At 71.8% G+C, this 1,310-nt stretch carries 1 protein-coding gene and 1 pseudogene; one reads left to right on the forward strand and one right to left on the reverse strand.

Annotated features, from left to right (window positions below; translation table 11 throughout):
• Positions 1-108: 108 nt before the first annotated feature.
• On the reverse strand, positions 109-588 hold the full coding sequence (locus B7767_RS36295; RefSeq protein ID WP_085575752.1) for a hypothetical protein: 480 nt from the start codon (positions 586-588) through the stop codon (positions 109-111).
• Positions 589-787: 199 nt separating this feature from the next.
• Here B7767_RS36295 and B7767_RS36300 point away from each other — a divergent pair.
• Positions 788-1,310: pseudogene (locus B7767_RS36300) on the forward strand (SAM-dependent methyltransferase); the annotation flags it as partial.

The raw sequence follows: 1,310 nt of genomic DNA on the forward strand, positions 1-1,310 counted from the left end.
CCGGGGCGGGGCCGGGTGCGTGGAGCCCGGTGGTCGTCACGGCGGCCGGGCGGAGGGGGCGGGCGCGGTGCGGCGCGCGGCGGGTTCCCCGGTGCTCCCTCAAGCCGCTCAGAAGTTGCCGGTGCCGAGCAGTTCGCCGTCGGCGTCGTAGACGGTGACGAGACCGTTGTCGCTCTGCTTCCAGTCGGCGAACGCGGAAGTGAGGAGCTTGGCGGGGGCCGTGCCCTCGCCCATGAGCCCGCCGGTGAAGTCGGTGTAGATGTCGGCGGCGTCGAGGATGTCGTTCTGCTCGTCCGCGCCCTGGACCTTGGTGACGTGCGCGACGGCGTCCTTCTCCTGCGGCGTCCCGTTCTTCTGCACGAACGCCTTGAACCGCTCGGCCTGGGACGCCTTCTCGGTGCCCTTGTCCTCGGCCGGCTTCGCGTCCGACGCGCCGTCCGGCTTCGCGCCGCCGGACCGCCGCTCCGCGGACGCCGAGGCGCCCTTGTCGCCGGAGCCGCCGTCCGAGTCACCGGAGTTCGCCGAGGCGGCGCCGATGATGACGATCCCCACGACGGCGCCCAGCGCGATCTTGCTCTTCATGCCCATGACTGTGTCCCTCCCGGCGCGGCCACCGCCGCCTGCCGACGGTCGCTCGTTCGCGGGGCCAATAAGAGCAGATGTTGTGAACAGAGCCAACAAAGTTCACGGTAATGTATGCGTATACGCACGTGAAGCGTCAATCTTGCGCGCGCCGGTATGCTCGTCGCCACGCACGGAACAGAGGGAACAGGGCGGGGTGCCGGGCATGCAGGACGACGCGACAGAAGTGACCGCCGCCGGAATCGCACGGCTGGCCGGTGTCGGCCGCGCCGCCGTCAGCAACTGGCGCCGGCGGCACACCGACTTCCCCCGGCCCGTCGGCGGCACCGAGACCAGTCCCTCGTTCGCACTGGCCGAGGTCGAGGGCTGGCTGCGCAGGCGCAGCAAGATCGCCGAGGTCCCGCTGCGGGAACGCGTCTGGCAGCAGCTCGCCGGCCACCCCGCCGGACCGGTCACCGCCCTCACCCACGCCGGCTGCGTCCTGCTGCTGATCCACGACCGCTCCCCGGTCTGGCTCGAGGTGAGCTCCGGCTCCGACGAGCGGCTCGCCGCGCTGCTGCCCGGAGCACTGGAGCAGGTGCTCACACCACGGCTCGGCGACGTGAACGGCTCACGTGTGAACACCGCGGGCACTGTTCACAACCCCGCCGCCTCGGCCACCCGGAAGACCCTCGAACCCCCCACCACCCCCCACCTGCTCCCCTCCGCCCCCTTCCTCCGCGCCGTCG

Origin of the sequence: Streptomyces sp. 13-12-16 (assembly GCF_002114215.1) — a bacterium.
In the GTDB taxonomy this organism is placed as follows: domain Bacteria; phylum Actinomycetota; class Actinomycetes; order Streptomycetales; family Streptomycetaceae; genus Streptomyces.

Bases quoted from the DNA above. Each gene is read 5' to 3' on its own strand.
- B7767_RS36295 (WP_085575752.1), bottom strand. From the start codon at position 588: ATGGGCATGAAGAGCAAGATCGCGCTGGGCGCCGTCGTGGGGATCGTC.